Annotated in this window: 15 protein-coding genes; 11 read left to right on the top strand and 4 right to left on the bottom strand. The window is 59.9% G+C overall.

The features are described from left to right. Nucleotides 1-45 precede the first annotated feature (45 nt). A complete protein-coding gene (locus ACUNV4_RS19960) occupies nucleotides 46-1,407 on the bottom strand; it encodes an ABC transporter substrate-binding protein (protein ID WP_430880371.1) in 1,362 nt (453 codons plus the stop codon). Between the two features lie 267 nt (nucleotides 1,408-1,674). Here ACUNV4_RS19960 and ACUNV4_RS19955 point away from each other — a divergent pair, with 267 nt between their 5' ends. Then, a complete protein-coding gene (locus ACUNV4_RS19955) occupies nucleotides 1,675-2,724 on the top strand; it encodes a LacI family DNA-binding transcriptional regulator (protein WP_430880370.1) in 1,050 nt (349 codons plus the stop codon). Here the strand turns inward: ACUNV4_RS19955 and ACUNV4_RS19950 are convergent. The 3 genes from ACUNV4_RS19950 to tcdA form a co-directional block, all read right to left on the bottom strand. After that, nucleotides 2,698-3,489 (bottom strand): competence/damage-inducible protein A, encoded by a 792-nt coding sequence (locus ACUNV4_RS19950; protein ID WP_430880369.1) that lies wholly within the window; start codon nucleotides 3,487-3,489, stop codon nucleotides 2,698-2,700. The genes ACUNV4_RS19955 and ACUNV4_RS19950 overlap by 27 nt on opposite strands. Nucleotides 3,490-3,568: 79 nt before the next feature. Further along, nucleotides 3,569-4,210, bottom strand: coding sequence for a hypothetical protein (locus ACUNV4_RS19945; protein WP_430880368.1), 642 nt, complete (start codon nucleotides 4,208-4,210; stop codon nucleotides 3,569-3,571). 19 nt (nucleotides 4,211-4,229) lie between these two features. Next, entirely contained in the window at nucleotides 4,230-5,027 is a 798-nt protein-coding gene (tcdA, locus tag ACUNV4_RS19940) for a tRNA cyclic N6-threonylcarbamoyladenosine(37) synthase TcdA (protein ID WP_430880367.1), read from the bottom strand. 32 nt (nucleotides 5,028-5,059) lie between these two features. Between tcdA and ACUNV4_RS19935 the strand changes: the two genes are divergently transcribed. The 10 genes from ACUNV4_RS19935 (at nucleotide 5,060) to guaD (ending at nucleotide 17,360) form a co-directional block, all read left to right on the top strand. Then, nucleotides 5,060-5,320, top strand: a complete 261-nt coding sequence (locus ACUNV4_RS19935; RefSeq protein WP_430880583.1) for a GIY-YIG nuclease family protein — start codon at nucleotides 5,060-5,062, stop codon at nucleotides 5,318-5,320. A gap of 180 nt (nucleotides 5,321-5,500) precedes the next feature. Then, the gene (locus ACUNV4_RS19930; protein ID WP_430880366.1) at nucleotides 5,501-5,821 is read left to right on the top strand and encodes an RNA recognition motif domain-containing protein; all 321 of its coding nucleotides are present in this window, start codon (nucleotides 5,501-5,503) and stop codon (nucleotides 5,819-5,821) included. Nucleotides 5,822-5,907: 86 nt separating this feature from the next. After that, a complete protein-coding gene (gene trmB, locus ACUNV4_RS19925; protein WP_430880365.1) occupies nucleotides 5,908-6,555 on the top strand; it encodes a tRNA (guanosine(46)-N7)-methyltransferase TrmB in 648 nt (215 codons plus the stop codon). 48 nt (nucleotides 6,556-6,603) lie between these two features. Next, nucleotides 6,604-8,460: an SLC13 family permease gene (locus ACUNV4_RS19920; RefSeq protein ID WP_430880364.1), complete on the top strand. Its 1,857-nt coding sequence runs from the start codon at nucleotides 6,604-6,606 to the stop codon at nucleotides 8,458-8,460. A gap of 166 nt (nucleotides 8,461-8,626) precedes the next feature. Next, a complete protein-coding gene (locus tag ACUNV4_RS19915) occupies nucleotides 8,627-10,168 on the top strand; it encodes a hypothetical protein (RefSeq protein ID WP_430880363.1) in 1,542 nt (513 codons plus the stop codon). A 1-nt stretch (nucleotide 10,169) separates the two neighbouring features. Beyond that, the gene (locus tag ACUNV4_RS19910) at nucleotides 10,170-11,087 is read left to right on the top strand and encodes a LysR family transcriptional regulator (protein WP_430880362.1); all 918 of its coding nucleotides are present in this window, start codon (nucleotides 10,170-10,172) and stop codon (nucleotides 11,085-11,087) included. A gap of 52 nt (nucleotides 11,088-11,139) precedes the next feature. Beyond that, the gene (gene xdhA / locus ACUNV4_RS19905; RefSeq protein ID WP_430880361.1) at nucleotides 11,140-12,627 is read left to right on the top strand and encodes a xanthine dehydrogenase small subunit; all 1,488 of its coding nucleotides are present in this window, start codon (nucleotides 11,140-11,142) and stop codon (nucleotides 12,625-12,627) included. Then, on the top strand, nucleotides 12,624-14,900 hold the full coding sequence (xdhB, locus tag ACUNV4_RS19900) for a xanthine dehydrogenase molybdopterin binding subunit (RefSeq protein WP_430880360.1): 2,277 nt from the start codon (nucleotides 12,624-12,626) through the stop codon (nucleotides 14,898-14,900). Before xdhA ends, xdhB begins: the two co-directional genes overlap by 4 nt. Next, nucleotides 14,900-16,033, top strand: a complete 1,134-nt coding sequence (xdhC, locus tag ACUNV4_RS19895; protein ID WP_430880359.1) for a xanthine dehydrogenase accessory protein XdhC — start codon at nucleotides 14,900-14,902, stop codon at nucleotides 16,031-16,033. The genes xdhB and xdhC overlap by 1 nt, the downstream gene beginning before the upstream one ends. 7 nt (nucleotides 16,034-16,040) lie before the next feature. Then, nucleotides 16,041-17,360 carry a guanine deaminase gene (gene guaD / locus ACUNV4_RS19890; protein ID WP_430880358.1) on the top strand — a complete coding sequence of 440 codons (1,320 nt, stop codon included), beginning with the start codon at nucleotides 16,041-16,043 and terminating at the stop codon, nucleotides 17,358-17,360. Nucleotides 17,361-17,512 lie beyond the last annotated feature (152 nt).

Genomic DNA, 17,512 nt, shown 5'->3' with positions numbered 1-17,512 from the left:
CACTGACGGTGCCTGACACGATCCTGACTGGCTGGACTGGCTGGCCTACTTCAGGGCATCCCAGCTGTTCTGGATGGCCGTGGTGACCTCCGATGCATCCTTGCCACCGGCGTAGTCGACCATGCCGGTCCAGAAGGATCCGGCCCCCACACCGCCGGGCATGAGATCGGAACCGTCAAACCGGAAGGTGGTGGCGTTGAGCAGAATGTCGCCCATGCCGCGCAGCGCATCCGAGGCGTACAGGTCGGTGTTGACGCTGTTCATCGGTGTCAGGAACCCTTCCTGTGCCATCCAGACCTCGTGGGCAATGGGCGATTTCAGGAATTCGATCAGTGCCATGGCACCCTTGCTTTCACGGGTGACTGCAAACATGGTTCCGGCGCCCAGTACCGGCTTGCCCAGATCCTTCTCGGCGTAGGACGGGAAGTAGAAGAAGTCGGCATCTTCACCGACCACGGTATCCTCCGGAAAGAACGCCGGGATGAATGAAGCCTGACGGTGCATGTAGCACTGCGGTGGTGAGGAGAACAGCCCCTTGGGACTGTCGCGGAAGTCGGTGGAGGCAACAGCCCCCGCACCGCCAGCGACATAGTCATCATTGCGCGCAAAGTATCCGAACTCTTCCACGGCAGCGACGACGCGCTCGTCATTGAACGGAATCTCATTGCTGACCCACTGGTCGTAGACATCGGCAGGTTGGGTGCGCAGCATCATGTCCTCAACCCAGTCGGTAGCCGGCCAACCGGTTGCACCACCGGAACCCAGACCGATGCACCAGGGAGTCTCTCCGTCGGCCACGATCTGATCGGTCAGCGCCTTGAGTTCCTCCATGCTCTCGGGAACTTCGTAACCGGCATCTTCGAAGTTTTCAGGGCTGTACCAGACCAGCGACTTGACGTCGACCTTGAAGAAGAAACCGAACAGTCCATCTTCACCGTTTTCGTCCTGGAAGGTGGCCAGATCTACCCAGGATTGTCCGGCAGCGTAGTTTTCCGTGAGCCACGCTGCAGTGTCATCGCCAAGCTCGGTCAGAAATCCGCGTTTCGCCATGTCGGATGCCAGACCGGGCTGAGGAAATACCGCGACATCGGGAGCGGAACCGGCTTCTGCATCGATCATGATCTGTTGTTCGAAGCTGTCGGAACCGGTGTACTTGACATCCGCGCCGGTGGCTTCCGCGAAATAGGCCAGCACACTTTCCACCAGCACCTGATCGGGACCCAGCCAGGGACCGAACACGGTCACCTGCTCGCCCTCGAGATTCATTTCCTTGAGAGCTTCATAACTTTCCCAGTTGAAATCACCCTCCCCCGGAGTGAATTTCAATTCGGCGGCGCTGGCGCCACCTGCTGACAGCATGGCCAGCGTCAGGCCGGTAGCGACAGCAGACTTCATTGCAGGTTTCATGGTGTTTCCCCGGATCGAATTCTTGTTGACGAGCGGATCTGGATGCCAGGCAGTTGGAATCCATAGCCAAAGCGCCTTGGAATGCGCAGTATTCATGACACTTGTGAAGGTGTCAAGCCAGTGATTTTCTGATCGATATTCACGGTAAAACAAGGCTATCAAGGACCTATTCGCTAGCATATTTTTTGACATGAGGGTTGTTCTTCCGTACTATTTTCGCCCAAAGCGCTTTGAATGCAATTCTGAACCGAGTATCTGCGTCATCCCATGAACCTCAAGGAACTGTCAGCATTGCTCAACCTCTCCCAAACGACGGTCAGTCGAGCGCTCAACGGGTATCCGGAAGTCAGCAAGTCCACTCGCCAGCGCGTCCTGCAAATGGCGAAAAAGCACCATTACCAGCCCAATGCCCGCGCCACCAGCCTGGCCACAGGCCGTGCCATGACCATCGGCCACGTGATTCCGATGCACTCCAGCAATGATGTGGGCAACCCGATATTCGGCGAATTCATCACCGGCGCCAGCCGGATTTACAGCGCCAATGGCTATGAGCTGCTGCTGACGATTGCCGAACAACTCAACGAAGAGGACACGTATCGCAACATGGCAGCCCGCGGCACAGTGGATGGAGTGATCGTGCATTCCCCCCGCCGTGACGATTCCCGGGTGCAATTGCTGCAGGACATCGGCCTGCCCTTTGTCATTCACGGCCGGGTGCCGGAGACCTCGCTCGACTACTCCTGGATCGACACCAACAACCGGCGTGCCTTTCGCCAGGCGACCAGACTGCTGCTTGACCTGGGGCATCGTCGCATTGCTCTGATCAACGGTCCGGAATCCCTGACGTACGCCTGGTTGCGACGCCAGGGTTATGAGGAAGCCCTGCTCGATGCCGGAATCACACCGCATCCGGACATCCTGTGCAGTGATGAACTCACCGAAACCCACGGATACCGCTCGGCCGGCAGAATGCTGGCCGACACCCAGCCGCCCAGTGCCTTTCTTGTCTCTTCCTATGTTGTCGCTCTGGGAGTGCGACGGGCCATCGCGCATGCCGGTTTGCGCATGGGCAAGGATGTATCAGTGATCATTCACGATGATGAGCTGTCCTTCTTCCAGAACAACGATCCGGAACCGCAGTTCACGGCCACCCGATCCTCGGTCAGACAGGCAGGCGAACTGGCCGCGCAGATGCTGCTGGACCTCATCGACGACCCCGACAGAGCTTCACGGACACAGTTGCTGGAGGCACAACTGACCATTGGCGTGTCCACCGGCCCCGCCGGATCATCAGCTCAGGCGACCACCAAGCGCTGACACCATCTGCACCAGTGCCTGCCTGACGCTCTCCAGCTCGGTTTCATCCGTTCCCCGCGCAACCAGAGACAGTCTGCCCAGCTGCCCGGTCTTGCCCGGATAGCTGCCGATCTCGATGGCCGGGTGAGCCTCCTGCAGGGCCCGCAACGCCGACGCCACCGTACCCTCGCCGAGGTCGCAGCCGACACTGACGCTGTGCACGATCGGCCCGGTTCTCAAATCCGGCAGTACCGAAGCCAGCATGGCCTGCATGATGCGTGGCACACCGGCCATCACGAACACATTCTCCATGCGAAAGCCCGGTGCTGCAGACACCGGATTGTCGATCAGCGATGCACCTTCCGGTATGCGAGCCATGCGCAGACGATCCTCATTGAGCTCGATTTGCCGCTCGTCGCAGAAGCTCTGCAACAGTGCGCGCGCTTCGGTATTGACAGGCAGATCGACTCCGAAGGCTTCGGCAACACAGTCTGCCGTGATGTCGTCATGCGTCGGTCCGATACCTCCGGTGGTGAACACGTAGTCATGGCCGTTTCTCAGCTCATTGATCGCGGATACGATGGCCTGCGGAATATCGGCAATGACCCGCGCTTCACGCAGGCGAATGCCGCGAGCCACCAGGGATTCGGCGATGTGCGGCAGATTGATGTCCCTGGTGCGCCCACTGAGCAGTTCGTTGCCGATGAGCAGCACAGCGGCAGTCGGCGGAGTTGTCGTGGCGTCGGGAGCAGAAGAGTCGGCAGGTGCGGGAGTATCGCTGATCATGGAAATCCGTGAAGGAGCAATCGGAAGAAGACCCGCAACATACAACGACTGTCCACGCGGAGGCGAGAGCGGCGACGAATCAGTCAGGCCGCTGCCTCGCACATTCATACGGGTAATCCCGCTCGGGCAGACTCGCCGACAGCCACAGCAATCGTCCCATGATGGAACGCAGGTTGAAGCCCGGATTGCTGCTGGATACGTCGAAGTCGTCTTCCTGGATCTGCAGTATGGGCACTGTACGGTGGCTGCCACTGGCAACCGGCGTACCTTCGATATCGTAGATCACATCATCAGTTGCGGTGAAGGGCGTCACGGGGCCATCGCGCACCACCACCACCGGTGATGTACCGGACTGCCCCAGGCAATCCTGCATGTACAGCCATTGTGCCTCGACAAGCTGCGCCGGCACCACCTCCGCCTGACCTTCCCGCGTATAGGCCACTTGCAAGCCGACGCCGGACGTTGTCACGGTCACCAGTACCTCCGGAATCTCCGCCAGCAGGCCCGGGTCGTCTTCCAGCTGCAACAGGCTGTCCGGCACCCCGATGTCCTCTTCCTGACCAGAGCCTGTCACCACTCCGGATGACATCGGCGGCGCGGAAGAGGAGCCCGAACAGCCTGACAAGGCCAGCGCCAGACACAGGAGGACTGCGGCAGGAAGCGTATTTCCGCAGAGCGTGGCGACATGCCGGCGGGCAATGGGGGCGTGAACGTTTTGCATGGACTGACCGGACCAGATTCTAGGGATCCTTACGCAATCGCTGCGCCAAGGACCGGTTGACCGCACGTGATGCGGCCACCAGGCCAAAGGTACCCGTCACGAAAGACACCGACCCATAGCCCTGATCGCAATCCAGGCGGGCCCCCGGTACACCGGGTTTCGCATGTGTTACCTGACCATCCTTGCCCGGGTACACCGGCTGCTCGGTGGAGTACACGCACTCGATTCCGAAGCGTCGTTTCGGGTTGCTGGTGAATCCATGGTCCGACCTCAACCGGGAGCGCACCTTGGCGGCCAGCGCATCATTCCAGGTCCGTGACAGGTCGGCGACTTCCACCGCCAGTGGATCGGTGCGCCCACCGGCCCCACCGGTCGTGATGATCGGAATCTTGCGGCGCCGGCAGAACGCGATCATGGCGGCCTTGAAGCGAATGTTGTCGATGGCATCGATGACCATGTCGAAACCGCAGTCCAGGTAGGCTTCCAGATTCTTCTCTGCCAGAAAATCATCAATGGCGGCAACATCGCAGCGTGGATTGATGAGACGGATCCGCGCTTGCATGACCTCCACCTTCGACTGATCGACCGTATCGTGCAGCGAATGCAACTGGCGGTTGATATTGCTGGTGGAGACATCATCGTGGTCTATCATGGTGATTTGTCCGACGCCGGTTCGGGCCAGCGCTTCGACCGCCCAGGAACCGACGCCGCCGATACCGACAACGCAGATACGCAGCTGCGACAGACATTCATAGGCCTGATGGCCATACACGCGTGACAAAGCGCCAAACGCCGGATCGGGAGACTGGATTGACATCGGAGGAACGTTCTTTGCAGCCGGGACAGTGGATGGTCTACATGGTACGGTGTAATGATGATTCACTGTACACCGGCATCACGACCGATACGATGCGCCGGCTGGCCGAACACAATGGCACCGCTCGCGGGGCCCGCTACACCCGCGCACGCCGACCGGTGACTCTGGTCTATACTTGTGCCTGTCCAGACAGGTCTTCGGCCAGTCGCCACGAGTGGCAGATCAAGCAAATGTGCCGCGCATCGAAAGAGACGCTGATTGCGTCACGGCACCCTTGTCTGGCAAAGGTGTAAACTTAGGAGTAGACTGGCACTATCCATTGACTGCCGGTAGCTCAGCCTGGACCCTTTCGCGGTACCGGGTGTACCGCTGTCTGCTGCCACGGCAAAGGGCCGTGCCGGCATCAACCGTTGTTGACCTAGCACTCAGTTGTCACGACTCATGCAAACCATCGCATGAGAGTTGGCAACACGATGCAATGTCTGGCATTGGTTACCGAACTTGAAATACGAGGTTTTTACGTGAAAAAGATGTTTGTTGGCGGCCTGCCGCTTGAGTCGACGGAAGAAACAGTAACCGAAATGTTCACTGAATACGGCAAGGTGCGCTCCATCAAGCTCGCTTCGGATGTATTCACTGGAAAGTGCAAGGGCTTCGGCTTCATCGAGATGGAAGGGCATGAAGCACGCGCCGCCATCGCGGGCCTGAACGGCAAGATCATGGGTGACAAGTCCCTCAAGGTCCAGTTCGAAGAACCACGCAAGGGTGGCAAGCGTGGAGGCCGTCGTCGCTGAACCCGGTAAACCAGAATCCAGCTGAGCAGGCTGACAAGGAAACAACGCCTGCCGGGCGGCTGACACGCCGCTCCATTCGCAGCTTTGTGGTACGCAACGGGCGTATCACTGCAGCCCAGGCGGATGCCCTCGAGCGTCTGCTGCCCAGATTCGGGCTGCCCTACTCCGACAACACCATCGATCTTGCCGATGCCTTCGGCCGGGCCGCGCCCACGTGGCTGGAAATCGGCTTTGGCAATGGGGATGTGCTGCTGAACATGGGCAGCAACCATCCGGATACCAACATCATTGGCGCCGAAGTGCATCAATCCGGTATCGGTCATGCCCTGATCGGCATCGAAGCCAATGAACTGGACAATGTGCGCCTGATTCAGCACGACGCCATGGAGATCATGGAAAACATGCTGCCACCCGCTTCACTGGACAAGGTACTGCTGCTGTTTCCGGACCCCTGGCACAAGAAACGCCACCACAAACGGCGAATCGTACAGGCGGATTTTCTGAACGCCGTGGCCCACACGCTCAAACCCGGTGGCATTCTGCACTGCGCTACCGACTGGGCCGAATACGGCGAATGGATGATCGAACATCTGGAGCAGGACGAGCGCTTCGAGAACATGGCCGGCAAGGGGCTGCCGTCTCCGCGCCCCGAATGGCGGCCGGTGACGCGTTTTGAACGGCGCGGCCATCGCCTCGGACACGACGTCACGGACCTGTTGTACCAGCGCCGCTGATGCCGGAATCCCTCGCCCCCGACAACCCGCTTCCAATACGCTAGCACAATGGTCCAGGAGCTCACGCTAAGCATCGAAATGCTGGTTGTCATGGGCTTGCTGTCCGTTACCATTGCCCTGTTTGCATTCGAACTGCTGCGTGTCGATGTGGCCGCCATCTGCGTGATGGTCCTGCTGGGCCTGACCACGCTGCTGCCTGGCCTCGAACCGCTGGTCTCGCGTGAGGAGCTGTTCTCGGGCTTTTCCAGCAATGCCGTGATTTCGGTCATTGCCGTCATGATCATCGGCGCCGGTCTGGACAAGACCGGCCTGATGGGCAAGGTGGCCTCACTCATTCTGCAGAAGGGTGGCAAGACGGAAAAACGCATCATTCCGTTGGTATCCGGCACCGTCGCGCTCATTTCCAGCTTCATGCAGAACATCGGTGCGGCGGCCCTGTTCCTGCCTGTGGTGTCGCGTATCAGCGACCGCACCGCCATCCCCATGTCCAGACTGCTGATGCCCATGGGCTTCTGCGCCATTCTCGGTGGCACGGTCACCATGATCGGCTCCAGCCCACTGATTCTGCTCAACGATCTGCTGATATCGGCCAACCGTACCCTGCCGGCCGAACAGCAGATGGATACCTTCGGCCTGTTTTCGGTGACACCGCTGGGGCTGGCCCTGGTGGCCACCGGCGTGATGTATTTCGTGCTGGCCGGTCGCTTTGTCCTGCCTGCTACCAGCAAGACGGACGACAAGCGCATTTCGCGAGCGGCCGATTATTTCGAGAATGTCTACGGCATCAAGGGCGAACTGGTCGAGATCCGGGTCACCCCGGAGAGCCCGCAGGCCGGCATGACGATTCATCAACTGGAAGACGCCAACCCCGACACGCCGGTCATACTGGCGTTGTACAGCGGCGATGTGGTCAAGGTGCCACCGGATCGCGAGGAAATCATCTGGGTCAACACCCACCTCGGCCTGATGGGCGACCGGCAACAGATCGAACGCTACTGCCGAGACAATCACTGGGAAGTCCTGGGGGAGCCGGATCGCTTTGCCGACGTACTCAATGCCCAGCATAGCGGTATTGCCGAAATCGTCATTCCGCCCGGCTCCAGCCTCATCGGGCAGCGTATCGGCGACATCAAGCCGCGCCGCAATTTCGGCACCAACATCCTGCAGATCTTTCGCAGCGAAGACGTCATCAGACATGATTTCCGTGATCAGGTACTGCAGCCTGGCGACACTCTGGTGGTTCACGCCAGCTGGAAGGATCTCAAATCACTGTCTCGCAGCAGTGACTTCGTGCTGGCCACGGACGTGAAATACGAGGATCTGAGAACCAACAAGGTCAGGGAGGCCGCGGCATTCTTTCTCCTCGGGCTCGTCCTGTTCCTGGTGACGGACAGCCTGGCCATCTCGCTGCTGACAGGAGCCATGGGCATGGTCCTGTCCGGGGTACTGACCATGGACGAGGCCTATACAGCGGTCAGCTGGCAGACGGTCTTTCTGCTCGCCAGCCTGATCCCTCTGGGCATTGCCGTCGATCAGTCCGGCACAGCGGCCTGGATTGCCCAGGAAATACTGAGACTGGTGGGGGACGTGCCCGACTGGGTGTTACAGGTGGTGATCGCGTTGCTGGCCACCTTTTTCACTCTGGTGATGTCGAATATCGGCGCCACTGTGCTGCTGGTACCGCTGGCGGTCAACATTGCCGTCGCCGTGGATGCCGATCCGGCACTGTTCGCGCTGACCGTGGCCATCTCCACCTCCAACTCCTTCCTGATACCCACGCATCAGGTCAACGCGCTGCTGATGGGGCCCGGGGGTTATCAGGTCGCCGATTTCATGCGAGCCGGCGGTATCATGACCATACTGTTTCTGCTTGTCAGCCTGTTGATGCTGAACCTTCTCATGTAGCTGAAGTGATGCCGAATCGGCATCACCTGCGCGAATCATTCTGCTACCTCCCCCCGGCTGACATCGCTTAGTCTTGACTGGCAAGTGCATAGATCAAGTGCCCTGTTATCACAAATGGGCGTCGGATACTCAGGGATCAATGGAATCAGACGAGGGGTGAGACTGCATGCAATACCCGATTTTCTCAAGGAACGATATCAACGGCTTCTGGGCCCTGTTTGCCGACACACTGGCCAACCTGCTCATCATATCCGGGGTCTGTCGCTTCGTTTTCAACATGCCGAACGACATTGTCTTCGGCCGCATCCTGCCAGGCGCTGCCATCTCCATCATGATCGGCATCGCGGTCTATGTCTGGATGGCGCAGCGACTGGCGAGGCGTGAGGAACGCTCCGATGTCACCGCTCTGCCATACGGCATCAGCACACCCGTCATGTTCGTCTACCTGTTCGGCGTCATCGGTCCGATCTACTGGAGCACCAATGATCCCGTGCTGGCCTGGCAGGTGGGCATTGCAGCCGGTGTCATCGGTGGCCTGGTCGAGATTCTCGGTGCCGCCATCGGCCCCTGGCTGCAGCGCGTCACGCCACGTGCCGGCATGCTGGGCACCCTGTCGGGCATTGCCCTGGTCTTCATTGCCACGGTCGCCATGGCCCGGATCTATGAAAGCCCCCTGATCGGTTTCACCTCCCTGGCCTTTGTTCTGTGGGGCATGGTCGGGCGTTTCCGTCTGCCTTTCGGCCTGCCCTCCGGGTTGGCGGCGCTGATCGCGGCCACCATCGTGGCGCTGGTCATCGGTGAATCCTCATTCAGCTTCGAGGGCGTCGGCCTCTACATCCCCGTACCCTACTTCGGTGACCTGATGGTCGGTCTCGGACACCTGTTCGACAATCCGGAGCTGTTTGCGGTGCTGATCCCCGTGCAGATCTACAATTTCATCGAAACCATGAACAATGTGGAGTCGGCCGAGGTAGCCGGCGACAAGTACCCGGTGGGTGCCTGCCAGGTGACGGATGGCATGGGCACCATGCTCGGCGGCCTGTTCGGCTCCCCCTTTCCGACCACCGTCTACATCGGACATCCGGCCTACAAGCGCATGCACGCCCGCTCGGGTTACGCTCTGGGCGTGGGTATCGTGTTCATGCTCGGCGCCCTGTTCGGCCTGGTGGCCTTCCTCGGCAACCTGATTCCACCGGCCGCCGTTGCGCCGATTCTCGTCTTCGTCGGCATCTCCATCATTGCCGTGTCGTTTCGTTCCTGCGAACCGAAACATCACATCGCCATCGCCATCGCTTTCCTGCCGCATGTTTCCAGCATCATCGTGGTCAAATGGGGCTCTGCCCTGAATGCTCTGCGTGACATGGGAATCGAGAGCGTACCGAACCTGCTGGATGACTCCTTTGTCGGTGCCATGGTGACCCAGGGTGCGCATGTCATCGGCGAATCGGCACTGGCCAACGGCGCCATTGTCAGCGGCATGCTGTGGGGATCCTTTACCGCTTTTCTGATCGACGGCAAGGTGCGCGAGGCTCAGATCGTCGCCGTCCTGGCAGCGGTGCTGACCAGCTTCGGCATCATTCATGACTCTGCGCTGCACTGGCCGCACCTCACCAACCCCATCGTCTGGGGCTATCTGCTGCTGGCAGCGATCCTGTGGGTAGCCGCACGCTATCCGCTGGAACGTGAAGACACGGAAGATCTGCTCTGAGATGTCGTTTCATGCTCCGTTTCTGCGGTATTTTCGCGAGGTCGCCAACTGCGGTTCGGTGCGCCTGGCGGCCAGACAGCTGCATATCTCGTCATCGGCAGTCAACCGGCAGATACTCAAGGTCGAGGACGAACTGGGTACACGTCTGTTCGAACGGACCACCGCCGGCATGCAGCTGACGCCGGCCGGACGGATACTGTCGGAGCATGTCAACCGGACCCTGTCCGATGAAGAACGCTGTCTGAACGATCTTGCGGAGCTCAAGGGCGTGGCAGGCACCCTGCTGACCATCACCGGGCAGGAATCGGTCATTGCCGAGTTCCTGCCGCCGGTGCTGGTTCAGTTGCATGCCACTCACCCGCAGACCGAGTCGTCCTTCAAGGCCGCCGGAGGCCAGGACCTCAACCGCTTGCTACTCGAGCATGCGGCCGATATTGCCATCATGTTCGACCCACAGCCCGATCCCGGCATCGACTGCCTGCTCAGTCGAGAGCTGCCGGTGGGCGCCATCGTCAGTCCGGGCCATCCACTTGCCGCCCACAGCGGCGTGTCGATCAAGGACTGCAGCCGGTTTCCGCTGATCCTGCCGGACCAGTCCTGGCCGTTGCGGCGAACACTCGATGCCATGCTGCAGCAGCTGGATGGAGGAGCGAACATTCTCACCACATCCAATTCGGTCGAGTTCCTGCGCACCATGATCAATCAGCAGCTGGGAATCGGCTTTCAGACAGCCATGGGCATCGAGAGGCGTCTGACCAGTGGTGAGCTGGTGCTGATACCCTTGGCTGATCCTGACCCGCTGTTTCAGCAATTGAGTCTGTGTGCTGCGAGCGGCAGCAGAGATTCGGAACCGTTTCGATACCTGCTGAACCTGCTGCAGGATCGCCTGCAAAACTACGCGGATCACTGGTCTTGCTGACCGACAATCCGCCCCATGAGGCCGACACAAGCAACGGCCATGAGAGGCTGACATGACGAACGACAAACACGCTATCCGGTTTCTGCTCAACGGCGAGACGATCGTGGTGGAAAACCCCAACCCGACACGTACCGTGCTCGCCTATCTGCGTCAGGAACAAGGGCTGGTTGGCACCAAGGAGGGCTGTGCCGAGGGAGACTGCGGTGCCTGCACCGTAGTCATTGGCGAACTGGTCAAGGGTGAGCTGCAGACACGGACTGTCAATGCCTGCATCCTGTTTCTGCCCACTCTGGATGGCAAGGCGCTGTTCACCGTCGAGTATCTGCGCCGCATGAACAACGAGCTGCATCCGGTACAACAGGCCATGGTCGACTGCCATGGTTCACAGTGTGGCTTCTGCACCCCCGGCATCGTGATGTCCCTGTGGGACAAGTACAACGAATACTCGGGTACCGACACTCGTCCCGATCGCCAGGAACTGGCCGATCACCTGTCCGGCAATCTGTGTCGCTGCACCGGCTACAAGCCGATACTGGAGGCAGGCTGGAAGATGTTCGATCTACCCGCCAGTCCACTGTCTCGCCAGCCGATCATCGATGCGCTGAGTCAATGCTCTCGAGACAACTCTCTGGAGCTGACTCATGCCGATGCCACATTCAACGCACCACGCAGTTTGCAGGAACTGACGACACTATGCAGTGCTCGACCCGAGGCCACGATCCTGGCCGGCGGTACCGATGTCGGCTTGTGGGTCAACAAGCTGGTGCGACCGGTCACCGACATCATCTACCTGGGCAATGTTGCAGAGCTCAGGACGATGAGCGTCGATCAGGGCCATCTGCACATCGGTGCGGGCGTATCGCTCAGCGATGCCTATGGACAGGCCGTGGAGTACTATCCGCAGCTGCTGGAGATGGAAAAGCGCTTTGCCTCGGTTCCGGTACGCAACTCTGGCACCCTGGGAGGCAACGTGGCAAACGGCTCGCCCATCGGTGATTCCATGCCCTGGCTGATGGCATTGGGCGCCGAGGTGCAACTGCTGGGCAAGGGCAGGCAGCGCACCATTGCTCTGGAAGACCTGTATACCGGCTACATGGAGAACTCCATGCAGGAAGGAGAGATCGTCGGCGCCATCATCCTGCCACTGCCCGTTGAAGGGCAGCAGTTCCGAACCTACAAACTCTCGAAGCGCTACGACTCGGATATCTCGGCAGTCTGCGCAGCCTTCAATCTGGTGCTGCAGGATGACATCATCACGACGGCACGCATCGCATTCGGTGGCATGGCGGCGACCTGCCAGCGTGCCACGACCTGCGAAGCCAGTCTGCGCGGCAAGCCCTGGAACGAAGAGACTCTGCAAGCGGCAAGACAGGCATTGAGCGGCGATTATTCTCCCCTGAGCGACATGCGTGCCAGTGCCACCTATCGCCAACGGACCAGCCTCAATCTGCTCCAGCGCTACTTCCTGGAAACCCGGCCGGAGGAGCCGCTGGACGTTCATCGGACCAGCGTCTTTGCCCGCACGGAGGTGACAGCATGAAAGCCACGCCCCATGAATCCGCTCATCTGCACGTCGCTGGCGAGGCCCGCTACATCGACGATATTCCGGAAATTGCCGGCACGGTGCATACCGCTCTGGGTCTGAGCGACAAGGCTCATGCTCGCATCACCGCCATGGATCTGAGCGCCGTGCGCCAGTCCCCGGGGGTATTGCTCGTCATCACGGCCGAGGACATTCCCGGTGAGAACAACTGTGGTCCCATCGTGCACGATGACCCGATCCTGGCCGACGGGCTGGTTCAGTACGTGGGCCAGCCCATCTTTGCGGTCTACGCAGAGAGCTACGAACAGGCGCGTATCGCGGCCCGCAAGGCCGACATCAGCTACGACGAACTGCCCGCTGTCATGAGCCCCGAAGAGGCACGGAAACAGGAGTCCTATGTGGTGCCACCCATGCAGCTGGTGCGCGGCAACGCGCGTGCCGCCATTGACAGAGCTGCCCACAGGCTCAGCGGTCAACTGTCGGTCGGAGGCCAGGAACACTTCTACCTGGAAGGGCAGATCTCCTACGTACTGCCCACCGAAGACGATGGCTTCCACGTTCACTGCTCTACCCAGCACCCCACCGAAATGCAGACCATTCTGTGCCACCTGCTGAACCTGAGTGCTCATCAGGTGGTGGTGGAAATGCGCCGCATGGGCGGCGGTTTTGGCGGCAAGGAATCCCAGTCTGCCCTGTTCTGCTGCGTTGCGGCGCTCGGTGCGCACAGGCTCGGACGCCCGGTCAAACTGCGTCTGGATCGCGATGATGACATGATGATCAGTGGCAAGCGCCACTGCTTTCACTATGACTACGAGGTGGGCTACGACGATGAAGGCCGCATCCAGGCAGCGCGAGTGGAGCTGGTGTCCCGTGCCGGTTTCTCGGCCGATCTGTCCGCACCGGTGGCCACCCGCGCAGTCTGTCATTTCGATAACGCCTACTACCTGAATGAAGTGGATATCCAGGCGTTCTGCGGCAAGACCAACACCCAGTCCAATACGGCCTTTCGTGGCTTCGGCGGCCCGCAGGGGGCCATTGCCATCGAGTACATCATCGACAACATGGCTCGCGATCTCGGTCGGGACCCGCTGGAGATTCGCAAGGTCAATTTCTATGGCAAGCAGGAGCGCAACACCACCCCCTATGGACAGCCGGTGGTCGACAACGTCATTCACGAGCTGGTGGCCGAACTGGAAACCAGCAGTGACTATGCCGGACGACGCCAGGCCTGTCGGGACTTCAACCTCGGCAGTCCGATACTGAAGAAGGGCATCGCCCTGACACCGCTGAAGTTCGGCATCTCCTTCAATGTCGTGCATTTCAATCAGGCCGGCGCTCTGGTCCATGTCTATACCGACGGATCGGTGCTGGTCAATCATGGCGGCACCGAGATGGGCCAGGGACTCAATACCAAGGTGGCTCAGGTGGTGGCCGCAGAGCTGGGTATCAGCGTCAACCGGGTTCGCTCCTCGGCCGCCGATACCAGCAAGGTTGCCAATACCTCGGCCACGGCGGCCTCGACAGGTGCCGATCTCAATGGCAAGGCCGCCGAGAACGCAGCGCGCCAGATTCGCACTCGCCTGGCAGAGTTCGCTGCTCGTCGGCACGGTGGCACAGCCGATGACGTGATCTTCAGCCAGGACACGGTCACGGCCAATGGCGTCGAGACCGCGTTCCCGCAGCTGATCATGGAAGCCTATACGAATCGCGTGCAACTGTGGTCGGATGGCTTCTATGCAACTCCGGACCTGCACTGGGACAAGGACAGCATGACCGGGCGCCCCTTCTACTATTTCGCCTATGGCGCATCGGTATCGGAAGTCATCGTCGATACGCTCACCGGAGAATGGAAGCTGCTGCAAACCGATCTGTTGCACGATGCCGGCAACCCGATCAACAGGCATATCGATATCGGTCAGATCGAAGGAGCCTTCATTCAGGGTATGGGCTGGTTGACCAGTGAGGAGCTGTGCTGGAATGACCAGGGCAGACTCACCACCCATGCCCCCTCGACCTACAAGATACCGGCCAGTAACGACTGTCCTGCCATCTTCAATACCCGCTTGTTCGACAATCAGAATCATGAGGACACCGTGATGCGCTCCAAGGCGGTGGGCGAACCTCCCTTGCTGCTGCCCTTCTCGGTGTTCTTCGCCATTCGTGATGCAATTGCAAGCCTGGCCGCCTATCAGGTGAACCCGACCCTGACAGCACCGGCAACCCCTGAAGCCATTCTGTCTGCGATCGACTCCGTGAGCACGCACAGCTGATGAACAACTGGCTGACAACGGCTCTGGAACTGATCGGGCAACAGCAATCTGCCGTCCTGATCAGCGTCATCGGCACACGCGGTTCCGCGCCTCGCGATGCCGGCACACGCATGATCGTTTGTGCCGATCAATGCCACGGCACCATCGGCGGCGGTCATCTGGAATACAAGGCGATTGCCCTGGCACGAGAGCAGTTGTCGAAGGAACAGGGTCACGGCACCCTGGCGAACGGAATGCTCGGCAGCAGTGAAGCGGCTCGACCGGTTGCGACGTTGCACCGTTTTCCGCTCGGTGCCTCCCTGGGCCAATGTTGCGGGGGCCTGGTGCATCTGCTGTTCGAGCCGCTGAATGCCGAGGCAGTCCCGTGGTTGCAGTACATTCGTTCACATCATGAGGCTGACCGCACTGTCATGCTGATGACCCAGGCCGTGGCCGATACTCGCGAGAAGAGCAGAATTGCAGCCATTCGCAAACTGCTGGTCACGGACATCGACACGCATGGTGAACTGCTCGACATCCAGCAGGCCGCTGTCGCGGTTGCACGGCAGCATCTGGGCAGTGACCAGGCGTTGCCGGATACCATCGATCGTTCCCTGTGGCTGGAAAGACTGCCACCCGATGACTTCCGGATACTGATCTTCGGTGCAGGTCATGTCGGCAAGGCCCTGGTCAATGTGCTTGGCACCCTGCCCTGCAGCATCAGCTGGATAGACAACCGCGCAGGTGAATTTCCGCCCTCGCTTCCTGCCAATGTCAGCCCCATTGTCTCCTCGGAGCCGGAGCTGGAACTCGCGGCAGCCCCTGCCGGCAGTTTTGTGCTTATCCTGACCCACAATCATGCTCTGGATGAATTCATCTGTGCGCAGGCGTTGCAGAACGACACACTCGCCTGGTGCGGTCTGATCGGATCGGCCAGCAAGCGCCGCAGGTTCCTGCAACGTTTCCGCGCTCGCGGCATCAGTGAAGCCGCCATTGCACGATTGACCTGCCCGATCGGACTGCCCGGGCTCGAGGGCAAGCATCCGGGGGAAATTGCCGTCTCGGTGGCGGCCCAGATTCTCGATATCAGACAGCGGCAACTTGCCCGGCTTGCCGATGCGGCCACTGCCGCCTCCCAACATGAACCTGCATGACCACACCATGATTGACACAACACCTGCAGTACAGGCTTTTCGATCTTCCATTCTGCACTGTGTGCGCGACCCCGGCGAGCAGGATGATACGGCGGTGGAGTATCTGGAGGACGGTCTGTTACTGGTTTCCGGGGGGCGCGTCGAGGCCATCGGCCCGGCCGATGAACTGCTGAAGAACCTGCCCGACAGCATCAGTGTGCAGGACTATCGCGGGAAGTTGATCGTACCGGGTTTCATTGATACTCATGTTCACTACCCGCAGACCGACATGATTGCCTCCTACGGCTCGCAGCTACTGGAATGGCTGAACAACTACACCTTTCCTACCGAGCGGCAGTTCTCCGATGCTGCACATGCTGCCGATACCGCCGATTTCTTCATCTCGGAGTTGTTGCGCAACGGCACCACCAGTGCATTGGTGTTGGGTACCGTGCATACCGAATCGGTGGATGCCTTTTTTGAAACCGCACGACGTCGTGGACTGCGAATGATCGCCGGCAAGGTGCTGATGGATCGCAACTGCCCCGAATACCTGCGTGACACACCGGAGACCGGCTACAGCGACAGCAAGGCACTGATCGAACGCTGGCATGGGCAGGCTCGCCTGCAATATGCCATCACGCCCAGGTTTGCCCCCACCTCCACTGAACGTCAGCTGCAATTGGCTGGACAGCTGGCCGCCGAGCATCCGGATACCTTCGTGCATACCCATGTTGCCGAGAATGTTCGCGAAGTGGAATGGGTTGCCGAACTGTTCCCGAAGAGTCGCAGTTATCTGGATGTCTATGACCAGTTCAATCTGCTTCGGGATCGATCGGTACTGGCTCACTGCATTCATCTGGATACCGAGGATCGCAAACGGCTGGCGTCCAGTGGCGCCGCCATGGCCTTCTGCCCCACCTCCAATCTGTTTCTCGGCAGTGGGCTGTTCGATCTGTCCGCCGCCCAATCCGTCGGTGCGCGGGTTGGCCTCGGTACGGACGTTGGCGCCGGAACCAGCTTCAGCATGCTGCAGACCCTCAGTGAAGCCTACAAGGTCTCGCAGATGGCCGGACAATCGCTATCGCCCTACCGTGCCCTGTACCTCGCCACGCTGGGTAGTGCCAGATCTCTGTACATCGATGAGCATGTCGGCAACCTCGCCGTGAACAAGGAAGCCGATTTCGTGCTGCTCGACTGGCAGTCAACCCCCTTGCTGTCCCGCCGCATGCAGGCTGCGAAGACACTGAAAGAGAAGTTGTTCGCGTTGTTCATGCTCGGTGACGATCGTGCCGTGCGCAAGACCTTCATCCAGGGTCAATGCGCGCATGATAGGGATGCTGGCTAGCACCAGTCAGCGTCCTTTCCTGCTTTCCTGCTTTCCTGCTTTCCTGCTTTCCTGCTTGCCTGCTTGCCTGCTTGCCTGCTTGCCTGCTTGCCTGCTTGCCTGCTTGCCTGCTTGCCTGCTTGCCTGCTTGCCTGCTTGCCTGCTTGCCTGCT

It is taken from the genome of Granulosicoccus sp. 3-233, assembly GCF_052681095.1.
The sequence above is the reverse complement of the archived record's forward strand: the minus strand, read 5'-3'. Positions and strand labels throughout refer to the sequence as shown.

Bases quoted from the DNA above. Each gene is read 5' to 3' on its own strand.
- ACUNV4_RS19960 (WP_430880371.1), bottom strand. From the start codon at position 1,407: ATGAAACCTGCAATGAAGTCTGCTGTCGCTACCGGCCTGACGCTGGCC.
- ACUNV4_RS19955 (WP_430880370.1), top strand. From the start codon at position 1,675: ATGAACCTCAAGGAACTGTCAGCATTGCTCAACCTCTCCCAAACGACG.
- ACUNV4_RS19950 (WP_430880369.1), bottom strand. From the start codon at position 3,489: ATGATCAGCGATACTCCCGCACCTGCCGACTCTTCTGCTCCCGACGCC.
- ACUNV4_RS19945 (WP_430880368.1), bottom strand. From the start codon at position 4,210: ATGCAAAACGTTCACGCCCCCATTGCCCGCCGGCATGTCGCCACGCTC.
- tcdA (WP_430880367.1), bottom strand. From the start codon at position 5,027: ATGTCAATCCAGTCTCCCGATCCGGCGTTTGGCGCTTTGTCACGCGTG.
- ACUNV4_RS19935 (WP_430880583.1), top strand. From the start codon at position 5,060: ATGGTCTACATGGTACGGTGTAATGATGATTCACTGTACACCGGCATC.
- ACUNV4_RS19930 (WP_430880366.1), top strand. From the start codon at position 5,501: ATGCAATGTCTGGCATTGGTTACCGAACTTGAAATACGAGGTTTTTAC.
- ACUNV4_RS19920 (WP_430880364.1), top strand. From the start codon at position 6,604: ATGGTCCAGGAGCTCACGCTAAGCATCGAAATGCTGGTTGTCATGGGC.
- ACUNV4_RS19915 (WP_430880363.1), top strand. From the start codon at position 8,627: ATGCAATACCCGATTTTCTCAAGGAACGATATCAACGGCTTCTGGGCC.
- ACUNV4_RS19910 (WP_430880362.1), top strand. From the start codon at position 10,170: ATGTCGTTTCATGCTCCGTTTCTGCGGTATTTTCGCGAGGTCGCCAAC.
- xdhA (WP_430880361.1), top strand. From the start codon at position 11,140: ATGACGAACGACAAACACGCTATCCGGTTTCTGCTCAACGGCGAGACG.
- xdhB (WP_430880360.1), top strand. From the start codon at position 12,624: ATGAAAGCCACGCCCCATGAATCCGCTCATCTGCACGTCGCTGGCGAG.
- xdhC (WP_430880359.1), top strand. From the start codon at position 14,900: ATGAACAACTGGCTGACAACGGCTCTGGAACTGATCGGGCAACAGCAA.
- guaD (WP_430880358.1), top strand. From the start codon at position 16,041: ATGATTGACACAACACCTGCAGTACAGGCTTTTCGATCTTCCATTCTG.